Below are 21,551 nucleotides of genomic sequence, written 5' to 3'. Positions count from 1 at the left end.
TATTTTCAATTATTTATTGTGCTTATTTTCTTATTTATTAATAAAATCATTGTTTATATTATATTTAAAGATTTATTATTAATTTCATAGAATACATAATATTAAATAAGATATTAATCTTATAAAATAATGTTATTATATTTATAGTAATATTAGAGAAATATTTGCGATAAATTGATAATTATATTATTATAAAATTAATTCAAAAACATAATTAATTCATATTAAAGAGGATATATTCATATGTTTATTAAAGTAAGACGAGACACATTAATGATTTTGCTTTTAGCATTTTTATTAATCTTATGTGGAAGAATTATAACTTACGTTGCATATGCCTCATCTCCTGAAGTGGACCAAGGTGTTCCAATAGCAGGGATTATTGTAAAAGGAAATGATGTTGTTCCAATCGAAACAATTAGAGAAAATGTGCAAGCAGCAGGTTTCAGAGAAAGCTCTTATATTGATGGAGATATGCTTGTAACAAGTAAACGTACGTTGCCACTGTCGGAGGCCATATCTAATGCTGAACAATTTGCATGTAAATCCACAGTTCCAGGTACAACATTACAACCTATTGCAGCGGCGGATGTTAAAGTAGATAAAAATACGGGAATTGTGACTGTTACAGTTATTGAAGATTTCTCAACAATACCTGTCAGTAATACTTCTAATGCAGATAATGCATCATACAATGGAGTGAACACTGCACAATTTAAGGAAACGGCGTAAATTTATAAAGAGGATGATAATAGATGAATAAGAAAACTAAATATATATTTCTTGGATTAATATTATTCTTGGCCGTTTTTACTGTAATTAGTGAAGTTTCAGCAACTTGTAACGTTATAGTAATCACTGATCCAGCAGGAAATGATCCTAATGGTGTTGCTGCAGGGAGTATGTCATTTGCTAAAAACATGTTTCAATCATCTTTCCTTATGAGTAAGGATAAACAATTTGCTGTACTATCTGGGGGTGAAGGTAACTCTTCAGATCGTGTACAAGCGATTGGTCAATGTGTAGCAGCATTACAGAATGGTGCTTCACCTTCTACAGCAGCATCTGTAGCAAGTTCCTTTAATGGGATTCGTCTTATAGTAGGTGGTCCAAATGTAGGGGCAGCTATTGGCGGATCATTTGATGCATATGTTGTTGAAGAACAAGATAATGGTGAGATTACAGTCACACCTTACTCCTCAACAAGCGGAGGATTGGCAGTACTACAAGAAGGTCATAAAGGAGCTATTATTCACTTAAGAAACTCTGAAGGAAACCCAAAGATGGGTACTGCAGATTCAGTAAGATATCAAACTGCTGTGAATATAGGTAAAATGATAAGAGATGGTTACCCAGCTACACGTATTGTTGGAGAAGCAATGAGAGAAGTTGCAACAGATTCCGGAGAACAATACGGTGGAGGTGCTGTTAATCTTGTATCTCGTGTATCTACAGGAGATATGTTCACACCAACTGAAATGAATGCTACTGGTTATGCAATGAGTGAAAACTATACTAAATCATGTCCAACATGTGGATGGAGTGTAGGATTCCCTGAAGCAGAAAATTATCAAGTATGTCCAGTTGATGGAAGTCAACTAAAAACAACCAATGCTTGTGATGCATTAATCAATGCAATAACTGTTACATCAAATACAACAAGTGTATCAGTTTATGGTAGTGATAGGGCAGGATTAGCAGATACGACGGAAGCTATTGTTCAAGCATCAGTAACTAAATATGGTTATAATCCTGATCAAATTGCAGGATCTATAAATAGAGGTATTCATAATGGTTTAATAATGGGAGTAAATTATGTTGAACCTAAAGACATAAGTGTTAAAGAAAACTCTCGAGCCGTTGGAGTATACTTTGAACCATTAGCTGATGGAAGAACATCCCCACCTTGGAATTTACCAGTAAGTTCATTTTTATTAACTATTATTGGAACAATACAAACAGCAATTGGTATAATTCTTATACTGTTAGTAATATTCAGAAGTAGGCTTATAAAAAACTTCCAAGATCGAAAATAGAATAATTCAGGTTATTTAATGAGGAAAAATTATAAATTTAAAAAATAAATCTCATTATATAACCTTTTTTTATAAAAAAACAAAATCAATTTGAATAATATTATAATTTTTTAATTTAAATCTAAAAAACAAATAAAGAAAATTTTAAACACAATTTATTAAAAAAATAAAATTTTAACAGTTATTATCAGGATTTAAACACTAAAAAAGCTGTATAATTATAATTCAAAAAAATTATATAAAAATTTACTAAAATTTAAAAATTATTAAACAATAAAAATAAAGGGTAAAAAAACATGGCATTAATATTAATTCGTGGCGAAAACAATCAAAAATTATTAAATGCAATTGCAGATATTGAAAGACATGCTAAATTAAATTTAACATCAAAACCTAAAAATGTGGATCCTCAATTCGCAGATGAAATTGTAGGAAAAATATTGAATCAAAAAATACGTAACAAATCACATGTTGCAACTGCTTTTTTTGTAAAAGAAGACATAACATTATCTATCATTCAAGTGAAAAAAATTCACCCACCAGCTCATGTAGTAGTGGTAATTGATGATTATGAAGGGTATGGGGATTTAGTTAAAATTTTAAATCAATCAGCACCTTTAAAAGGTTATTATTCTAATAAGAATAAAGGTACTATGATGAAAGATTATAAATATAAATCTGCTAGAGAATACAAAAATTCAAAAATAGGTTATTTATAAAAAAAGAATTTTAGAAATATAATAAAATTTTTTTATTTTTTTATTTTTACTATACTTCCAAGTGTTAAACCACCTGATGAAGATGTTTTAAATTGTTCTAAATCGAGGTTATCTACTTTTTCTATAATTTTAATATTTAATGTTTTTTCAAATTTATATGCTAAATTAAGTTCTGGTGTCATTTTTCCAGATTCTATTTTTTTAATTACTGAGACTTTTTCTTGGATTTTTTCACCTAATTGTTCCCGAGACCAGCCTTTAGATTCCCTTGCTTGTTTACAAATGTTACCAAAATTTTCAACAATTTCTTCACTAGGTTCGTCTCTTTTTCTTTGGTATTTTTGAGTACTTTGTTTTTTTGCTGTTTTTCTTTTAATTTGTCTTTGAGGGGGTGCTTTTTGTATTCTTCCAAGTTTTGAACATTCTTTGCATGTATCTAAAACTGCACCGTCAACTTTTGTTCTTATAGGTTTACCAGATATTGGTTTTCCACAAATCTCGCATCTCATGTTAATCAACTATGTTTTTTAAATGTTTTAAGTTTTTCGAATCATTTATAATTTTTCAAAACCTTTATATACAAATTTATTGTATATAATATAATGATTTGAGTTTTAAATTATATTTACTCTTTATTAATTTTGTAGTTTTTAAATTAATTTATTTTTTTAAGCTATTTTTTTTAATTAAAGTTTATTTTAATAAAAAAATTGGCTCTGTAGAAACCCTATTTTTGAGGTATTTTTGTTGATCTGTAGAAGTTGTAGAATGTGTTTTTGAGTTTGGTTTCTTTATTTGACATTTTTAGGCTTCTGCTGTGATTTGTTCCATTAAATTTTCTTTTTACTACACTGAATACGCATTCTACATTGTTTCTTTTGCTGTATATTTTTGGTCGGAATATTGTGGGGCTGTTGGTTCTGTAGTGTCCGTTTTTGGCTCTTGTTTTTAATGGTATTTGGTCAAATGCTCCTACTTCTTCATTTATACATTTTCTTATGGGTTCTGTATCGTATGCTTTGTCTGCAATTATGTAATGTGGTTTATATATTTTTATGTTTCTGATTGATTGTTTTGCGAAGTGTGTGTCGTGTCTTGGGCCTCTTTGAACTTGATAATCAAGAATTAGTTGTGTGTTAACATTGATTGCAATATGGTTTTTCACATAGCTTTTTCGTTCTTTACGTCGTATTTTCGCGAAATATTTATCAGCATAATCATTGGTGAATCCTGATCCATCTAAAGCAATGTTTCCACCAATTAAAGTAAATTTTGATAATATTTTCTTGTTTAATTCTTTAAAACTTGTTTCAGATATTCTTTTAAAGAATTTCTGGATTGTTGTATAATGTGGGACGGTTTTTAATCTTAAAAATTTAAGTAACTTATCTGATAATTGCATCCACTCAATTATTTCACGATAGGTCATTTTTGAATACATTTTAAGAGCTAAAATAGTGAATAATTTAGGCTGTGTGTATAAATGATTACTAAAATAATTGGAATAATCATTTAAACATGCTTTAGCATAGTTATATACTTTTTCAGCATATAGCAGCATGTGATTACCTGATAATTCAATATTACCATTTTTTGACTGACGATTTAAACAGTTTTCTAATGGTTTTTCACATTCAAAATCCAAAAGGTTTAACTGTCTTGAAAACAAAATATGATATGGAGAAAAGGTTTTTTTACTTATCATATTAATATCTTTTCTCCATTTAATTATTAATACTTTATTATAACTTATTTTAAACCACTTAAGTAGTATTTCAAGTGTAATTTGCTAAAATCACCTTTAAATTCTTTAAAAAACAAATAAAGAAAACCAAAAAATAAAAAATACCCAAGTACAACTTCAACTGAAAAAATATTTTAATAAAAATATAGGATTTCTACAGAACCAAAAAATTATAAACTATAAATTATTAGTATTATTTGAAACAAGTTTCATTAGGTTTAAATACTAGTAACTAAAAATAGATTAAATACATAATAGTAACTAAATGTAATTATAATGGAATCGAAAAAATAATTATTAATAAGCAAAAATAAATAATAATTATAATTTAACAGATAAAATTTTAAATAAAAAAAGGAGTGATTCACCATGCCAGAATCTTCTCAAGAAATAGATAATAGTGTAACTGAAGAAAATAAACAAGAAAATCTTGAAAAAGAATTTGCACTATTAAAAGAAGAACACACAAAAACTAAACGTAATTTAATGTGGAAAATAAGAAAACTAGAAAAAGATAAAATACTCACAGAAAATGAAAAAATACGTTTAGAACGAGAAACAAAATCATTACGTGGGGAAGTAGAAAGATTCAGAACTCCACCATTAATATTAGCTACAATAACTGAAGTTTTAGATGATACTAGAATGACAGTAAAAAGTAGTACAGGACCACACTTCCTTATAAATTACTCAAAATTTTTAGATCCTAAACTATTAGTTCCAGGATCAAGAGTAGCATTAAACCAACAAACATTTGGGGTAGTAGAAGTATTACCATCTGAAAAAGACCCAAGTGTATCCGGAATGGAAGTAGAAGAAAAACCTGATGTAACCTATGATCAAATTGGAGGATTAGACCCACAAATAGTTGAAGTGAAAGAAACAGTAGAATTACCACTTAAACATCCAGAACTATTTGAAAAAATTGGAATAGACCCACCTAAAGGAATTCTTTTATACGGTCCACCTGGAACAGGAAAAACATTACTAGCAAAAGCAGTAGCAAATGAAACAAATGCTACTTTCATTAAAATAGTAGCATCAGAATTTGTTAAAAAATATATAGGAGAAGGAGCAAGACTAGTAAGAGAAGTATTTGAACTAGCAAAAGAAAAAGCACCAGCAATCATATTTATAGATGAAATTGATGCTGTTGCAGCAAAACGTTTAAAATCTAGTACTAGTGGAGACCGTGAAGTACAAAGAACACTCATGCAATTATTAGCAGAGCTCGATGGATTTGAAAGTAGAGGAGACATAGGAATTATAGGTGCTACTAACAGACCAGATATCCTAGATCCAGCACTTTTAAGACCTGGAAGATTTGATAGATTCATAGAAGTACCATCTCCAAATGAAGAAGGAAGAAAAGAAATCCTCAAAATTCACACATCCAAAATGTCATTATCTGAAGAAGCAGACATCGATTTACTCGCAACACTCACAGATGGAGTGTCTGGTGCAGACTTAAAAGCAATATGTACCGAAGCGGGAATGTTTGCTATTCGTGAAGGAAGAGATAAAGTCATAGTATCAGATTTCATGGATGCTGTGGAAAAAATTGTTGGATCAGAAAAAGATGAAGAATTTATAAAAGAAGCAGGTGTGATGTTTGGATAAAAAAATCCAAATTCATCCTTTCTTTAATTAATAAAAAATATAATTGGCCAGTGATGAACCCTATGAGCTCTGATATGGTGATGAATGATGGGCGATCTGAGGCCAATTTTTTTATAATATTATCTTAATATAAAATTTTACAATACTATTTTTAAACTTTTACTAATTTTATTTAAAATCCTTTAAACAAAATAATTTCATATAGAAAGTGTTTTAAATAAAGATATCTAATAAATATAAATTACTATGTTAAAAAGAGATAAACGATGGTCTGGTGAAGAAACTTTACTAGTGACTAGACCAAATTTTTTTCTAAGTAATAAAGGCATTATGATTGCAGTAATATTACTTGGAGTAATTTTTTATGTCTACACAGCCACCATTCAATTTGTAGCCAATTTAACCGTTAACACCATCAACTTTGTACAATGGCCTCTAACAGAATACACAGCAATAGCATTCTTAGTTATAGGTATATTAATTGTTTTATACATATTATTTGAATTATTATCTTGGTCTTCATACAAATATACTATAACTTCTGGTAGGATAATAACTGAAAGTGGAGTTATAAGAAAAGATAAATCTAGTATGCCTTATAACACTATTCAAGATGTTGTCATAAGTCAAGGAATCGTAGGTAGAATGATAGGTATAGGATCAGTACTATTATATAGTGCATATGATGGTAAGGATTTACAATTAACTCAAATATCAAATCCTCATGAAGTTGAAGAGATAATTTTTGAACAGTTACAATATAGTAAATTTCAATCACAACCTGTTACACCTATTCATAATAATATGGGGCCTGAAAATTCATATGGGTCTCAAAATCAAGAACCGTATAATCAGTATAATCAACAGAATAATCCTTATCAGAATCAGTATCAGGAACCTGTTGAGAATAATCCTTATCAAAATCAGTATCAAGATCCAGAATCATTTTCTAAAGATTATGGTTTCAGTACTAACTTATATACTATGGATGATGAAGAAAGAGGTTATGCTTATCATGATAGAGAAAATCCGGATTTAAATAATATAAGAAATCAACAAGAATATTCACATAATCCTGTTGATGATCGTGACTTTGATAATAATATTAAAAGAGCTATGCGCAATATGGATGGGGATGTAAAGTTTAGAAATAATGAAAATCCAAATTTAAAATCCCATAATCTTTTTGAAGAATTAGGTAAAAATAAAAATGGTCCACATAATCTTTTTGATGATGAACGTGAGGAATATTATAATGAACCTGAACCACAAGTTCAACCTAATTATCAACAATCTCCTTCTCAGTTCAATGAATATAAGGATTATGATTATGCTCCTTATTTAAATAATGATGATGAACCTGTTGAAGAAATTCATAATGAGAATCATAGAAATCTTGAAGATAGTGATATTATGAAACGTCATGATTTAAAATTTAAAAAGAATAAATAATTTCAATAATTTAATTTTTTCATCTACTTCATGTATGTACTATCACTATTTTTCACATTACTAATTATATGCTCATAATTTAAAAAAATATTATGCTCTCTACGTTAACTTAACAATGTTAACGTAATTATTATTAATCAATAAATCATTTTAAAAGAATTAAAAAATAGACTAAAACAAAAATAAGATAAAAAATTTTAATTTAATATTTTTTAAGTAAAATTTTAAACAATTCTTTACTGTCCTCACTAATTTCAGAATCTAAATAATCTAAACCAAATTGGGTAATTCCTCCAGGAGTAGCAACTTTTTCTATAACTTCATTTGTTTCAAAACTATCATCTAAAATTAAACCTGTACCTAATAAAGACTTAGTTATTAAATAAACAACATCATCTTTACTAAAATTACTATTTTTATCAGCAATATCCGCTATTTTTTCAACAAGTAAAGATAATAAAGCTGGAGAACAACTAGTTAAAATAGTTGCTATTTTTAAATCTTCATAATCATGAACTACTTTAACAAAACTAAACTCATCAAATAATCCCTCAATAAAAACTCTTTCAGGATTAGAAACATTAGAATTATGAGTAAATAAAGTTATACCTTTTCTTCTATTATTTGATGTTATTTCAGAAGCTTGTCCAACATAAGAAGCTAATGTAGGGATTACAATACTTAAACTACCTTCATAATAATCTTCAACTTCTTTGAAGTTTATACCTGCACAACTAGTAATTATATGAACATTATTTTTTAAATAAGGTTTAATTTCACAAATCACATCTTTAAAATCAGGACTTTTTACACAAATAATTATAACATCACAATTTTCAGCAATCACTTTATTATCATCAGTAATAGTAACATCTGGATAAATTTCTTTTAAACTTTCAATTTTACTCATGTTATGATTACTTACAAAAAGAACCTCATCTTCTAATAATAAATCTAATTTCAAAATATTATTAACAATCATGGATCCCATGTTTCCATAACCTATTAATCCAATATTAAACACTTAAATCACAACCTTTTAATTTTTTTATTCTTCAACTATTTGTGGATAAATCTTAACATTACCTTCTTTAATAAAATCAACCATAATTTCATTAAAAAGCTTAGGTTCTAAAAGATTCCACATATGTAATGCTTTATCAATTTTCAAACATTTAGCACTTGGAAACTTAGAATGGAATAATACACTACTATAATTCACAACTCTTTCATCTTTAGTACCAAAAGCTATTAATAAATCTTTACCTTTATCCACATCTTTTACTTCAGGTATTTTATAATTTAATGCTTCAAAACTAATATCTTTTAAATCTTTTTGGCTTATATTTTCATAACTAAATTTCATTTTTTTAGAAAATCTTCCAGAAAAACCATAATTTGCAAGCCAAGCTTTAGTTAAAAAACCCTTAGGTTTATTATCTAAAATCTTTTTTGTATTATCAAAAATATTAACCATACTGGTTTCACGTTTTTCAAAACCAACATCCTCAGGACTTGAAATGCCTGTAACTATTATTTTATCTACAATTTCTGGATACTTACATAAAAGTTCAAATGCAATTAAACCACCAGTTCCAATACCAACAAGATTCACTTTATCCTTTTTAAAACTAGGTTTAATCTTCATTAAAATAAACTCTTTAATAAGTTCACATACTCCTTTAATAGTAAAAGTATCCATAGGAGGACTATTTCCATGATTAGGTAAATCTAAATAAATACAATCATAATTTTCTAATTGCCCTTTTTGTTCTTCCCAAATCCAATTTGATAATATTTTAGGGTGTAAAAAAATTACTGTCTCTTCATTACCTAGTCCTTCCTCTTCATAAAATAATTCATTAACATTTATCATAATTTTTCAAATCACCAATAGTTTTATTTATATAAAAAATTTTAATAATAATTAATTTAAATATATTATATTAATATTAATTAAACTTTTAATAAAAATATATTATTTCATGAATTTTATTTTCAGAGGTTAAAAAATATGAAAGCTGATTCAGTAAAAATAGGAGAAGGTGTTTACTGGGTAGGGGCATTAGATTGGGATGCTAGAAGTTTCCACGGATACTCCATACCAGGAACCACATATAACTGTTATCTTGTATTTGGTGAAGAAAAAACAGCATTAATTGATAATGTTTATGCTGGTATGTCTCCACAATTATATGCTAGAATACAAGATGCATTTAAACAAGAAGGAAAAGAAGACGTAAAAATTGATGTATTTATACAAAATCATTCAGAAGCAGATCATGCAACTTGTCTTGCTGAAACTTTAAAAAAATTCCCTGATGCAGAGGTATATGCATCACCAAATTGTAATAAATTTTTAAAATTACAATACTTTGAATTAAAAGATCAAGAAATCAACATAGTAAAAACTGGTGATGAATTAGATTTAGGTGGTAAAAAATTCACATTCATCCAAGCACCAATGCTTCACTGGCCAGATAATATGTTCACTTTTTTAAATGAAGATGGAATATTATTTTCTAATGATGCTTTTGGACAACATGTATGCTTATCTCAAAGATTTGCGGAAGAAAATGATTCAGATTTTATTAAAGATGCTGCAAGAAAATATTATGCCAATCTTGTAACTTTTGGTTCACCTTCTGCAAGACGTAAACTACAAGAAGTAGCAGATTTAGGTTTACTTGAAAAGATAAAAATGATAGCACCATGTCATGGTGAAATTTGGAAGAATCCTGAAACCATATTAAATTATTACACTGATTGGTCTCATGGAGTTTGTAAAGATAAAATCACAGTTATTTATGATACAATGCATCACTCCACTGAAAAAATGGCTTATAGTGTAGCTGAAGGAATCATGAGTGAAGGTGTAGAAGTGAAAATGTACTTCATGCAAGAGGATGGAGCAGATGATGTAGTGTCTGATGTTTTAGATAGTAAAGCTATTGCAGTAGGTGCACCTACAATGATGAACAATCCATTTCCACGTATAGGAAACACTATGTACTGGTTTAATTGTTTAAACTTTAAACAAACCACTAGTATTAAAAAAGCATTAGTTTTCAGTTCCAAAGGATGGGGTGGAGGAGCTGTTAAGAAACTTGAAGAATCTCTTGAAGGTGCAGGATTTGAAATATTTGATGATGTGGAAACAACATTCACACCTACAGAAGAAATTCTTGAAGAATGTTATGAAGCTGGTAAAAAACTAGCTAAAACTATAAAAGAATAAAATTTACTTTTTTTATATTCTTAATTTTCTAATTTTTTTTTTTTAATATATTATATATAATAATTACATTTGAAAAAAAAAATGGAAATTTTACTATTTTTTTAAATATTATTTTTGGTGAAAATTATGGAATTTGAAGATATTATACATGAGTTAGAATCTAATCAAAATTTAGATAATATTAAAGGTATGGAACGATTTGGGATAAAAACTTTAAAAGCTTATGGTGTTAGAATTCCTTTTTTACGTAAAATAGCTAAAACAGTTGGTAAAAATCATGAATTAACTTTACAATTATGGGATTATGGATATCATGAAACAAGATTACTTGCTACCATGGTTGAAGATCCCGGTAAAGTAACTGAAAATCAGTTAAACGAGTGGGTTTATAGTTTTTATAGTTGGGATATAGTGGATCAAGCTTGTTTAAATCTTTTTGATAAAGTTCCATTAGCAATTAATAATATTCCTATCTGGGCTCAAGCTGAAGAAGAGTTTGTTAAACGTACTGCTTTTAGTCTTATAGCAGTTTTAGCAGTTCATGATAAAATCTCATCTGATGATTATTTTTTTAAATTTTTTCCAATTATTAAAAATGCCTCTTTAGATAATCGTAATTTTGTACGAAAAAGTGTAAGTTGGGCTTTACGAAGTATTGGTAAACGTAATATTGTTTGTAATCAAAATTCTTTGGATTTGGCTTATGATATTCTTGAAATGGGTAGTAAAAGTTCTAAATGGGTTGCTCGTAGTGTTATTAAGGAGTTAAGTAGTGATAAAGTTCAAAGTAAATTTTCTTAAATTTTAATCAAAATATTAAATTAACTTTTTGTAACTTTTAACCGTAAAGCTTTTATATAACCTCTAACCCATGTTATAAATGATGAATAAACAATAATATTTATTCTTAATTTTAATAAAAAAATTAAATTTTAAAATGAAAAACCATAAAACAAAGTTTAAAGCTCTTAAAAGCTAAAAAACGAATTTTATGTAAATTTTTTAGAAAAAATAAAATATGAAGGTGGATAATAATGGCAAATGGAAATCAACAAAATCAACCAATATTCATTCTACGAGATGGAACAGAAAGATTCCAAGGAAGTAGAGCAACAAAAATGAACATACTAGCAGGAAAAACTTTAGCAGAAACAATTCGTACAACCCTTGGACCTAAAGGGATGGATAAAATGCTAGTAGATGGTATGGGAGATATTGTTGTAAGTAATGATGGAGCAACCATACTTGGAGAAATGGATATTACACACCCAGCAGCAAAAATGTTAGTAGAAGTAGCTAAAAAACAAGATGATGTAGTAGGAGATGGAACCACTACAGTAGTAGTGCTTGCTGGAGAATTACTTAAAAAAGCAGAAGAACTTTTCGAAAATGGAGTTCATGCAAGTACTGTCCTAAGAGGATTCACCTTAGCATTAGATAAAGTTATAGAAATATTATTTGGAATATCAATAGATGCCAATGATAAAGAAACTTTAGAAAAAATTGCAAAAACCGCAATGACTGGAAAAGGAACAGATGTCGCAGCTGATGAACTTTCAGATGTAATAGTAGAAGCAGTTTTACGTGTAGAAAATAATGGAAACGTTGATAAAAAAGACATAAATATACAAAGAGTTAATGGTGGAGAAATTTCCGAATCAGAAATAATAGATGGAATACTCATAGATAAAGGTCGAGCTTCACCTTCAATGCCTGAAGAAATAAATGATGCAAAAATCGCATTATTAAAATATCCAATAGAACACAAAGACACTAACACTGATTCCAAAGCAAACTTTTCTAGTCCAGAACAATTACAAATGTTCCTTGATAGTGAAGAACAAGAATTAAAAAATATGGTAAATAATATTGTAGAATCAGGAGCAAATGTTTTATTCTGTCAAAAAGGAATTGATGATGTTGCAATGCATTACTTAGCTAAAAATGGAATATATGCAATAAAACGTGTTAAAAAATCAGACATATCCCGTATTGCAAAAGCAACTGGAGCTGAATTAGTAACCGATATTAAAGATTTAACCTCAGATAAACTTGGTACAGCAGGACATATCTTTGAAAAGAAAATATTCGATCAAAAATTTACTTTTGTAGAAGAATGTGATAATCCTAAATCCTGTAGTATAATAGTAAGAGGAAGTACAAGACACATATCCTCAGAAATTGAAAGAGCTTTAGAAGATGCATTAGGAGTAGTTTCAGCAACAATTGAAGATGAAAAAGTTGTTATTGGTGGAGGATCACCAGAAATTGAAATGGCTAAACAATTAAAAGCATATGCTGATACTATTGGAGGAAGAGAACAATTAGCTATTAAAGCATTTGCTGAAGCATTAGAAATTATTCCAAGAACTTTAGCAGAAAATGCAGGGTTAGATGCAATTGATGTTCTTGTAGATCTTAGAAGTGCACATGAAACAAATCCTTACATGGGAATCGATGTATTCACCGGTGAAGTAGTTAACATGAAAGACCGTGGAGTAATCGAACCACAAAGAGTTAAAAAACAAGCAATCTTATCTGCAGCAGAAGCATGTGAAATGATATTACGTATTGATGATTTAGTTGCAGCAGAAGGATCATTAAACAAACCAAACAAAGCAGAAGGAATGGATGACCCAGGTAACCTTCCACCAATGCCTCCTCAAGGAGGAATGGGTGGTATGGGCGGCATGCCTCCAATGATGTAAGAAATTTATATTAAATTTTTTAACATCTTTCTTTTTTTTTATTTCTTTCATTAAAACTTTTTTAAAAAATTTTATTTATTTTATATAATTAATTATTTCAAATTACTTTCCTAAAATTTTTAGTTTAATAATTAACTAACTTTTAGTTTTAAGTTTTCGAAAGTAAAAAAATTCTTAAATTTCATTACTACTTTAAATTCTTAAATTTCAACCGATATATTCTATAAAAATTTACTTTAATTAAAACTTAAGATTTTAAAAGAACTTAATCAAAAATTAAAACTTAACTATTAAACTTTTTTTAAGGTAATAACTTAAATATTACTTAATTTATCCAGTAATAAGTTAAAATCTTTAAATTTTTATTAAATTATTGATTTATTTTCCTTTTATCTTAATTTAAAGCTTTAATATTACATATCTATTTTCATGTCATAATATTTTGTGTAATTATTATCAATAAATTTTAAAACAATAAAATTTTTTTTAGATACATTACCATTTTTTAAACTTAATTTAATGATTTTTCCCCTTTATTTAATGTAATTAAACTATAAAACTCCTTTTTAGGTTTATTTATTAGTTAGAAACTTTTATATTATAATAACACTATAAATCTTAACCAATCTATTTTGGATGAACTATTAAAAAAAAATTCTAAGATGGATTGTTTTTATTTTAAAAAAATGTTATTACCGATTTTTTTACTTAGAAAATATAAAAATATTTTTCCCGTAAAAAAATATAAAGTGGTAATATTGTGAGGTGAAACAATTTCAATTGGGAGTAAAACTTTACTAGTCGTACTCTTAGTTTCATGCTTCGTTTCTATAAGTGGAGTATGTGCTACTGAATTAAACAATCAAACTAGTATTGAAAGTTCAGACAATGGAATTTCAAATAGCAATCAAATTACTATAGATAATAATAGTAGTCTAAGTACTGGTTCAAGCAATTCAAATATTTTAACCAGTAATGCTAATGGAAATGATGACAGCAATTATACAACAAATAATGATAATAATTTAAAATCATCTAATGCAGTCATTTCATTATCTAATTCAGATTCTAGTAATATAAACACTATATTAACTGGATATAATTTTACTGAAATTTATGGACAAGGATTAAATTACACAGTTTTATTAACACAAGCAGATGGAACTCCAGTTATTGGACAACACATTGCGTTAAATTTAACTAATCCTTCTAATGGTTTAAGTAAAATTTATTGGGCAACAACTGATTTACAAGGTAAAGCTTATCTTCAAATCAATTTATTTCCTAATGATTACACAGCAAAAGCAAGTTTTGGTGGATTCACTACAAGAAATAATGTAACTTATAATCCTAGTACTGCTTCAACAAACAGTATTACAGTATATTCCGCTACAACCAATTTAACATCAACAATTATTAATGTAAATCCTTATACGGCTGTTTTGGGTCAAAATGGATATTTTAATTTCACATTAGTTGATGTTAGTGGTAATCCTATCTCAGGACAAACTGTTTACTTAACTTTATCTAAAGGATCTGCAAGTAAAGTATATACAATTGTAACTGATTCTACTGGTAAAGGATCAATGTTAATAGGTTTAGGTGCTGGAACTTACACTGCTGAATTAAATTATAAAGGTAATAGTAAGTATTTAGCTTCTGCAGCTTCTACAAGTATAACTATAACTAATAATAATGTTAATATTAAAGATACGGTTATTAGTGGAACTACTGGTTCAATACAATATGGAAGTAATTATGAAGTTGTGTTATTAGATTCTAATGGAAATCCTGTATCTGGTCAAACAATATATTTCACTATTTCAAAAGGAACAACAAATGTAACTTATTCCAATGTAACCAATAGTAAAGGAATAGCTTACTTAAAACTTAATCTAGCTTCAGGAGCATATAATATGACTTACTCTTTTGAGGGTAGTAATACTTATGCACCTATATCTGGAACAAGTTCATTTTCTATATATGAAACTGTAACTTCCGTTTCAGGTAATGCTTTATGGCTATTTGGTAAGAATATGTACTCTGTTGATTTAGATAATTTAAAAAACAATGGAGTTAACGCTATATTTCTTAGTTATGGTGCATTTTCATTATATACTAAAAGTGCTATTGAATCTTGGATTTCAACAGCAAGTTCTAAAGGGATAGATGTTTATATTTGGATGCAAATATTACATGAAAATGGATCATTTTATAATCCAGTTATATCTTCAACTGGTGCTATAAATACTACATTACTTGATTCTAAAGTTAATGATGCAATCACTTACGCATCCACATCTGGAATTAAAGGAGTATTATTAGATTATATTCGTTATGCGGGTAATGCTTACCAATATAATGGTTCTACTGCAGCTATTAATACATTTGTATCAGAATTAACAAAAGCTATTAAAACTGTAAACAGTAACCTAATTGTTGCAGGAACTATCATGCCAGAAACTACTTCTGGAGCATATTATTATGGTCAAGATGTATCTCAACTAGGACAATACTTAGATGTATTAATGCCAATGTTATACAAAGGAAACTATGGTAAAACTAGTACTTGGATAACAAGTACTACTAAATGGTATGTTCAAAATGGTGCAGGGGCATTAGTTTGGGCAGCATTACAAGGATATAAATCTGATAATGATGTTACATTACTCAGTGCAACTGAACTTGCAAATGATGTTCAAGCAGCATATGATGGTGGAGCATGTGGAGTTTCTGTATTCCGTTATGGTTTAACAAATATAATAAATTTTACAAACTATGAATCCATTGTGAATAATAATGAAACTACTATAAGTATAGATTTAATTGGAAGTGCTGCAACATCACTTAAAGATTTAATTGAAAAAGATTATGAAGGGCAGATTCCTGAATATGTTGGAATTAATGGTGTTAAATATACTACACCACAATTCCTATACTTCTTATCTACAGCAATTGCAGAAATTAATAATGGTTCTACAGCTAATATTCCCATAATATCTATTAGTGGTCCATCTGGATCAAAAGGAACAAGTGTATTATCTAATATGAATAAAACTGATTATCTAAGTTTAGCAAATTCAATTAGTAATTATATGTCATCAACTAATTCTGCTAATCCTGGTATAAGCTCAAACATTGGAGTTATTCAATATAATACAATTGTTTATACATTTACAAAAGTTATGGCTTATTATTATAATCATAAAACACTCCCCGCTAGTGTAGTTGTTACTGATATTTCTGATAATTATTACATTAACGTAATAGCTAGACCAAGTGCAAGTAATTATACTGGATTTAAATATGCTTATTATAATACAACTTTCATTAACTATTGTCCAGATTGTGATTTATATGGAACATTATTAATTAATCCTAAAAATGTATCTGAAGTTGAATTAACATGTGCAATTTGTGATTCTGATTATTGTGCAGTAACTGGTAAAGAAAAAATCGTAGGATCTACAAAAGTTTTAACTAAAGTTGGAGTTAGTGTTCTTGTAAATGCTACTTCTGATAATAGTACAGATAATGGTTCAGATATTGTTGGTTCTTTAAGTATTAATGATATTAAATCTATTGCAAATACAGTTAGTCAATCTGTTTTAAGTACTGGTTATTTACCAAGTTCTGTAACTTATAATGGTGTTGAATATACTATTGCTCAAGTATCATATTTAATGGGACAAGCTATTTTAAATATTAATAGTGGTAATAATAATGCTGTTGATTTTGTGGATGTTAATTCTCCAAATAATTCAACAGGTAGTGCTACAGGAACATTAACTTTAGCTGACACTATTTTATTGGTTAATCGGATTATTGCTTATGTGAATACTAATAACGCTTTACCAAATTTTGATAAAAGTTCTAGTATTGGTCAAATTAGTTTTGAATCATATACTTATGCTTTCTCAAAAATGTTAGTATTTGTTAATACTAATGCACGTTTACCTAACTCTGTATCTTTTGATTCTTCAACTGTTAAAGGTGTTTTAAGTTCTAATTCAACTAATTCAACTAATAAAGTTTATGTTTCAATAGCGGATGTTATTAGTGCTGCTGAAAGAGTTCAAGCATTTATTGTAAAAAATGGTAGATTGCCATTATATACAACATTAAATGGTGTTCAATATGAGGAATCTAGATTTGCATATTTAATGGCGACTGCATTGCTAAAAATTAGTGCAGGGCAAACTGATAATATTGCAGTTGCTGATGTATCTAGTGCACCAAACTCTGCAGGTGATAATTTAACTGGTCAATTATCAAGTACTCAATATTTAGCTTTAGCTTCAAGAATAATTGAATTTGTAAATGCAAATGGTTACACACCTAACTTTGATTCATCAAATGGTTTAGGTAAAATATCCTATGATAATTATGTTTACATATTTGCTAATATCTTAACAAGCTATGCAAGTACTAATACTTTACCTACAAGTATTAGTGTAAATACTAGTATTATTACTACAAGCTCATCTTCTAGTTCTAGCGATTCTGGATCTGGTTTAAATGAGAAAGGTGATGGTACTGATACTTCAAAATATCTTGTTGCAACTAATAATTGTGAAGTAAATAATGCACAAATTAAAGCTTTAGCTGCTAGTTTAACTAGTGGTTTAACATCTTCTCTTGCTAAGGCTACTGCAATATTTAATTATGTACGTGATGAAATCACTTACAGTTTTTATGCTAATACTAAATATGGTGCTGTTGGTACTCTTAATGCAGGTAAAGGTAATTGTGTAGATCATGCACACCTTGTAATTGCTTTATGTCGTGCTGCTGGAATTCCTGCTAGATACGTTCATGGTAAAAATTGTGTATTTAGTAGTGGACTTGTAACAGGTCATGTATGGGCACAAATATATGTTGATGGTGTTTGGAAAGTAGCAGATGCTACCAGTAAACGTAATAGTTTAGGGAATATTGTGAATTGGAATACTGGTAGTTTTACTTTAGCTGGTATTTATAGTTCATTAAGTTTTTAAACACAAAATTTATTTTAAGCAATTTTTAAGGAATGAATAATTATTCTTCCTTAAAACCTTTTTTTATATTATTTTTTTTATTGTTTTGATTTTCGGCTCTGTCAAAAACTTGTGTGCTAAATTTGGTTTTTATTTTTTATGTTCCAGAATTCTAGTTTTAGTTTGAATCTGTTGATTAATCCGGTTTTTGTTTTCATTAGTCTTTTAATATGTTTTGGGAATACTTTTTGGAATATATTCTCGATTTTGTTACTCGTACGACTAATGTTAGTGTTTTTAATGTAATATGTTAAGTTTTTGAAGTAGGGGACTATGAATTTCCATAAGATTTTGAAAATTGGTTCAGGTAGGGTTTTTTGTTCTTTGATAAGTTTATCTCTGTTTATTTTAGCTGTTTCTAAGTCTGGAGCATCCATAATATTGAAAATTTCATGTTTAAAAGTTTTTACAGATTCAATATCTTCAAAACTTAATTTGTTTTGTTTTAAGTAATCGTTTATGTCTCTGTTTATTTTTTGTTTTGTGTGAAACACACAGAATTGATGTTTAAAACCTAATTTTCGTATTGGTTGGCGATATTCATGTTTTAAATCAGTATACAATATATTTACGATCTTGATTGTAAGTAGATTCGCTTAAAAACTTGTAAAATACTTTTTTCTGACTCAGAAGAGGCTAAATCATAGGAAACAATAGTATTACTTTGTAGGTCGAATAAAGCTAAAAGATAATTCCATGTGCTGTTAATTTTAACCCACAAAGCATCAAATAAGTAATAACCCGAAAGACTATAAAAATCATTATCCATTTCATATTCAAAGCCTAATAAAATGTTTTCAACACTTTGATAAGAAATATCCACATTATGGATTTCTTTTAACCTGTGCATGATTTTACGAATACTATCACCACCAATACTATAGGATTTAAGGATAAAATCAATTACTGGCTTAGTAATATTCCGATTAACCTCAACTATGGAGGATAAATCAGCATTAAATACATTACCACAATTTTTACATTTATACTTTTGAACAATACAAGTTTCAGTTCCTTTATTCAAAAATATTAATTCACGTTCTATTTTACCATTTTTACGACTATGGTTAGACCCACACACTGGACAAACAGCATTACTATTGCTAAATATTATCTTACCATTTTTTTCAAGACGAATCAAATTAGGACTCATCTCTTGACATCCAATCAACTTTTTAGACACATCAGATCTAAAACCAGAAAACTCTTCACAAAAATCGTAAAGTTTAAATTGTATTGGCTCCATAGTATAACATGGAGCTTTTATTTTTGTTTTAGTCATATAAATATATTAGCTCCACTTAATATATTAAATTTACTATTTCTAAATCAAAAATAAAACAATTTTAAAGCTTAAAAAAAAGTATAAGCCAAAACTTTCAAAAAATCAAAACACATAAGTTTTTGACAGAGCCTGATTTTCATACATTAATTAAAAGTTTAGGTTAACCAAAACTTTTATATACTTTATTTTATAATATATCTACTATTTAAAAAAATTTCAAGAGGGTATTAATCAATAAAATGTCAACAAAAGATATTAGTGAAAATATAGAAGAATACTTAGAAGTTTTATACAAAGAGGGGAAAAACAAAAACCATGTATCCACTACCACAATTTCCAAAAACCTAAATATAGCACCAGGTAGTGTAACTCAAATGCTAAAAAAGTTAGAACAATTAGGATACATTAAATATATACCATACAAAGGTGCAATATTAACCGATAAAGGATTAACAGTATCTCAAAAAATTACACGCAAACATAGAATACTTGAAAGATTCTTAAAAGATATTCTTAAAATAAAAGATGAAAATGTTCACTTAGAAGCATGTGCAATGGAACATGCATTATCAGATGAAGCAGAAAGAGCATTATGTCACATGTTAAAATATCCCGATGTATGTCCAGATAATCATTTAATCCCTCCATGCCACTTCGACTTTGAAAACTGTGAAGAATGTATGCAAAACACAAAAGATATTGCAGAAGTAGGAATAAGAAATGAAAATCTTATAAGTATAATTGATCTCTTACCAAAACAAAAAGGCACAGTTTTATTCATAAGAGGAGATGAAGAAACATTAACAAAAATATTAAGTCAAGGCATAGCAATAGGAACAGAAATTTCATTCAATAAAAAAGATGAAACAAGCAATGTCATAAATATCCTGGTTAATTCTAAACAAAAAATATTAAAACCAGAAATCTCAAACAATATCTTTATAAAAATAGAAAACTAAATAATAATAGTTAAATAAAATTTCCACCATTTAATTTAACAACCATTTAAAAGTTTTTAAAGAAAAAATAATTATAAAACCACCCACTTATCTTTAAAAATTTTTATAAGTATAAAAGAATAAACAAATAAATTAATTAAAAAATTTTTTCTTAACTAATTCTTATAATAAAAAAATGATAATGAAATAATTTTTAACAATAATAAAAAAAGGTTGTACTTTAATATGCGTGCCGACTTATTTGATAAAACAGTAACAATAAAAATAGATAATGAAAGTAAAAGAGCCATAAGCTTCAATCAAAAAAGTGGATTTGGGAAATTAAGTGAAGATAAATTAGAATTATCTCTAATAGAAGCATTATACTTAATGGAAAATGGAAGAATAGACATTTATAAAAACAATCAAAAATGTACTCAAGACCAAATCTTAACTTTAATTAAAAACCAAGATTTATTTGGAAAATATATAGTATATAAAGATTTAAAAGATAGAGGATATATTATAAAAACCGGATTTAAATATGGATCTGAATTCAGATTATACGATCGGGGAAGACAACCAGGTGCAGGACATTCTGACTATTTAGTTAAAGTATTATATGAATCTTATGACATACACGCATTAGACTTTGCAAGCTATATAAGAGTAGCACATGGTGTTAATAAGAAATTATTACTTGCAGTAGTAGACGAAGACCACGATATAACATATTATAATGTAGAATGGACAAGACCATAAAAAAAGGAGGTAA

Annotated in this window: 17 protein-coding genes; 11 read left to right on the top strand and 6 right to left on the bottom strand. The window is 27.9% G+C overall.

What is annotated here, in order from left to right; genetic code table 11:
- Positions 1-243 precede the first annotated feature (243 nt).
- The 3 genes from ACA135_RS05380 (at position 244) to ACA135_RS05370 (ending at position 2,755) form a co-directional block, all read left to right on the top strand.
- Complete coding sequence (locus ACA135_RS05380; RefSeq protein ID WP_409197738.1) at positions 244-732, top strand: hypothetical protein; 489 nt, start codon at positions 244-246, stop codon at positions 730-732.
- 23 nt (positions 733-755) lie between these two features.
- On the top strand, positions 756-2,036 hold the full coding sequence (locus ACA135_RS05375; RefSeq protein ID WP_409197737.1) for a hypothetical protein: 1,281 nt from the start codon (positions 756-758) through the stop codon (positions 2,034-2,036).
- 296 nt (positions 2,037-2,332) lie between these two features.
- Complete coding sequence (locus ACA135_RS05370) at positions 2,333-2,755, top strand: DUF356 domain-containing protein (protein ID WP_409197736.1); 423 nt, start codon at positions 2,333-2,335, stop codon at positions 2,753-2,755.
- A 32-nt stretch (positions 2,756-2,787) separates the two neighbouring features.
- Here the strand turns inward: ACA135_RS05370 and ACA135_RS05365 are convergent, their stop codons facing one another.
- Positions 2,788-3,264 carry a multiprotein bridging factor aMBF1 gene (locus ACA135_RS05365; protein ID WP_409197735.1) on the bottom strand — a complete coding sequence of 159 codons (477 nt, stop codon included), beginning with the start codon at positions 3,262-3,264 and terminating at the stop codon, positions 2,788-2,790.
- A gap of 218 nt (positions 3,265-3,482) precedes the next feature.
- Complete coding sequence (locus ACA135_RS05360) at positions 3,483-4,460, bottom strand: transposase (RefSeq protein WP_409197734.1); 978 nt, start codon at positions 4,458-4,460, stop codon at positions 3,483-3,485.
- A gap of 408 nt (positions 4,461-4,868) precedes the next feature.
- On the opposite strand from ACA135_RS05360, the gene ACA135_RS05355 reads away from it, so the two are divergent.
- On the top strand, positions 4,869-6,119 hold the full coding sequence (locus tag ACA135_RS05355) for a proteasome-activating nucleotidase (RefSeq protein ID WP_409197733.1): 1,251 nt from the start codon (positions 4,869-4,871) through the stop codon (positions 6,117-6,119).
- Positions 6,120-6,365: 246 nt separating this feature from the next.
- Entirely contained in the window at positions 6,366-7,571 is a 1,206-nt protein-coding gene (locus ACA135_RS05350) for a PH domain-containing protein (protein WP_409197732.1), read from the top strand.
- A 202-nt stretch (positions 7,572-7,773) separates the two neighbouring features.
- On the opposite strand, the gene ACA135_RS05345 is transcribed toward ACA135_RS05350, so the two are convergent.
- Together ACA135_RS05345 and ACA135_RS05340 are read right to left on the bottom strand one after the other, a co-directional pair.
- A complete protein-coding gene (locus ACA135_RS05345; RefSeq protein WP_409197731.1) occupies positions 7,774-8,595 on the bottom strand; it encodes a pyrroline-5-carboxylate reductase family protein in 822 nt (273 codons plus the stop codon).
- A gap of 24 nt (positions 8,596-8,619) precedes the next feature.
- Positions 8,620-9,447 carry an alpha/beta fold hydrolase gene (locus ACA135_RS05340; protein ID WP_409197730.1) on the bottom strand — a complete coding sequence of 276 codons (828 nt, stop codon included), beginning with the start codon at positions 9,445-9,447 and terminating at the stop codon, positions 8,620-8,622.
- Positions 9,448-9,585: 138 nt separating this feature from the next.
- On the opposite strand from ACA135_RS05340, the gene ACA135_RS05335 reads away from it, so the two are divergent.
- The 4 genes from ACA135_RS05335 (at position 9,586) to ACA135_RS05320 (ending at position 18,514) form a co-directional block, all read left to right on the top strand.
- Positions 9,586-10,809 carry an FprA family A-type flavoprotein gene (locus tag ACA135_RS05335; RefSeq protein ID WP_409197729.1) on the top strand — a complete coding sequence of 408 codons (1,224 nt, stop codon included), beginning with the start codon at positions 9,586-9,588 and terminating at the stop codon, positions 10,807-10,809.
- 126 nt (positions 10,810-10,935) lie between these two features.
- Positions 10,936-11,610 (top strand): DNA alkylation repair protein, encoded by a 675-nt coding sequence (locus ACA135_RS05330; RefSeq protein ID WP_409197728.1) that lies wholly within the window; start codon positions 10,936-10,938, stop codon positions 11,608-11,610.
- A 233-nt stretch (positions 11,611-11,843) separates the two neighbouring features.
- Entirely contained in the window at positions 11,844-13,517 is a 1,674-nt protein-coding gene (thsA, locus tag ACA135_RS05325; RefSeq protein ID WP_409197727.1) for a thermosome subunit alpha, read from the top strand.
- Between the two features lie 1,442 nt (positions 13,518-14,959).
- Positions 14,960-18,514 carry a transglutaminase domain-containing protein gene (locus ACA135_RS05320; RefSeq protein WP_409197726.1) on the top strand — a complete coding sequence of 1,185 codons (3,555 nt, stop codon included), beginning with the start codon at positions 14,960-14,962 and terminating at the stop codon, positions 18,512-18,514.
- Positions 18,515-18,630: 116 nt separating this feature from the next.
- Here the strand turns inward: ACA135_RS05320 and ACA135_RS05315 are convergent, their stop codons facing one another.
- Together ACA135_RS05315 and ACA135_RS05310 are read right to left on the bottom strand one after the other, a co-directional pair.
- Positions 18,631-19,116 carry a hypothetical protein gene (locus ACA135_RS05315; RefSeq protein ID WP_409197725.1) on the bottom strand — a complete coding sequence of 162 codons (486 nt, stop codon included), beginning with the start codon at positions 19,114-19,116 and terminating at the stop codon, positions 18,631-18,633.
- A gap of 5 nt (positions 19,117-19,121) precedes the next feature.
- The gene (locus tag ACA135_RS05310) at positions 19,122-19,835 is read right to left on the bottom strand and encodes a hypothetical protein (RefSeq protein WP_409197724.1); all 714 of its coding nucleotides are present in this window, start codon (positions 19,833-19,835) and stop codon (positions 19,122-19,124) included.
- Between the two features lie 242 nt (positions 19,836-20,077).
- Between ACA135_RS05310 and ACA135_RS05305 the strand changes: the two genes are divergently transcribed.
- Both ACA135_RS05305 and endA read left to right on the top strand, forming a co-directional pair.
- Positions 20,078-20,797, top strand: coding sequence for an iron dependent repressor, metal binding and dimerization domain protein (locus tag ACA135_RS05305; RefSeq protein WP_409197723.1), 720 nt, complete (start codon positions 20,078-20,080; stop codon positions 20,795-20,797).
- 225 nt (positions 20,798-21,022) lie between these two features.
- Positions 21,023-21,538 carry a tRNA-intron lyase gene (gene endA, locus ACA135_RS05300; protein ID WP_409197722.1) on the top strand — a complete coding sequence of 172 codons (516 nt, stop codon included), beginning with the start codon at positions 21,023-21,025 and terminating at the stop codon, positions 21,536-21,538.
- Positions 21,539-21,551: the final 13 nt, after the last annotated feature.

This window comes from Methanobrevibacter acididurans (genome assembly GCF_046197875.1).
GTDB classification, from domain to species: Archaea; Methanobacteriota; Methanobacteria; order Methanobacteriales; family Methanobacteriaceae; genus Methanobrevibacter_A; species Methanobrevibacter_A acididurans.
Note: the sequence above shows the minus strand (reverse complement) of the source record. Positions and strands in the feature narration are given on the sequence as shown.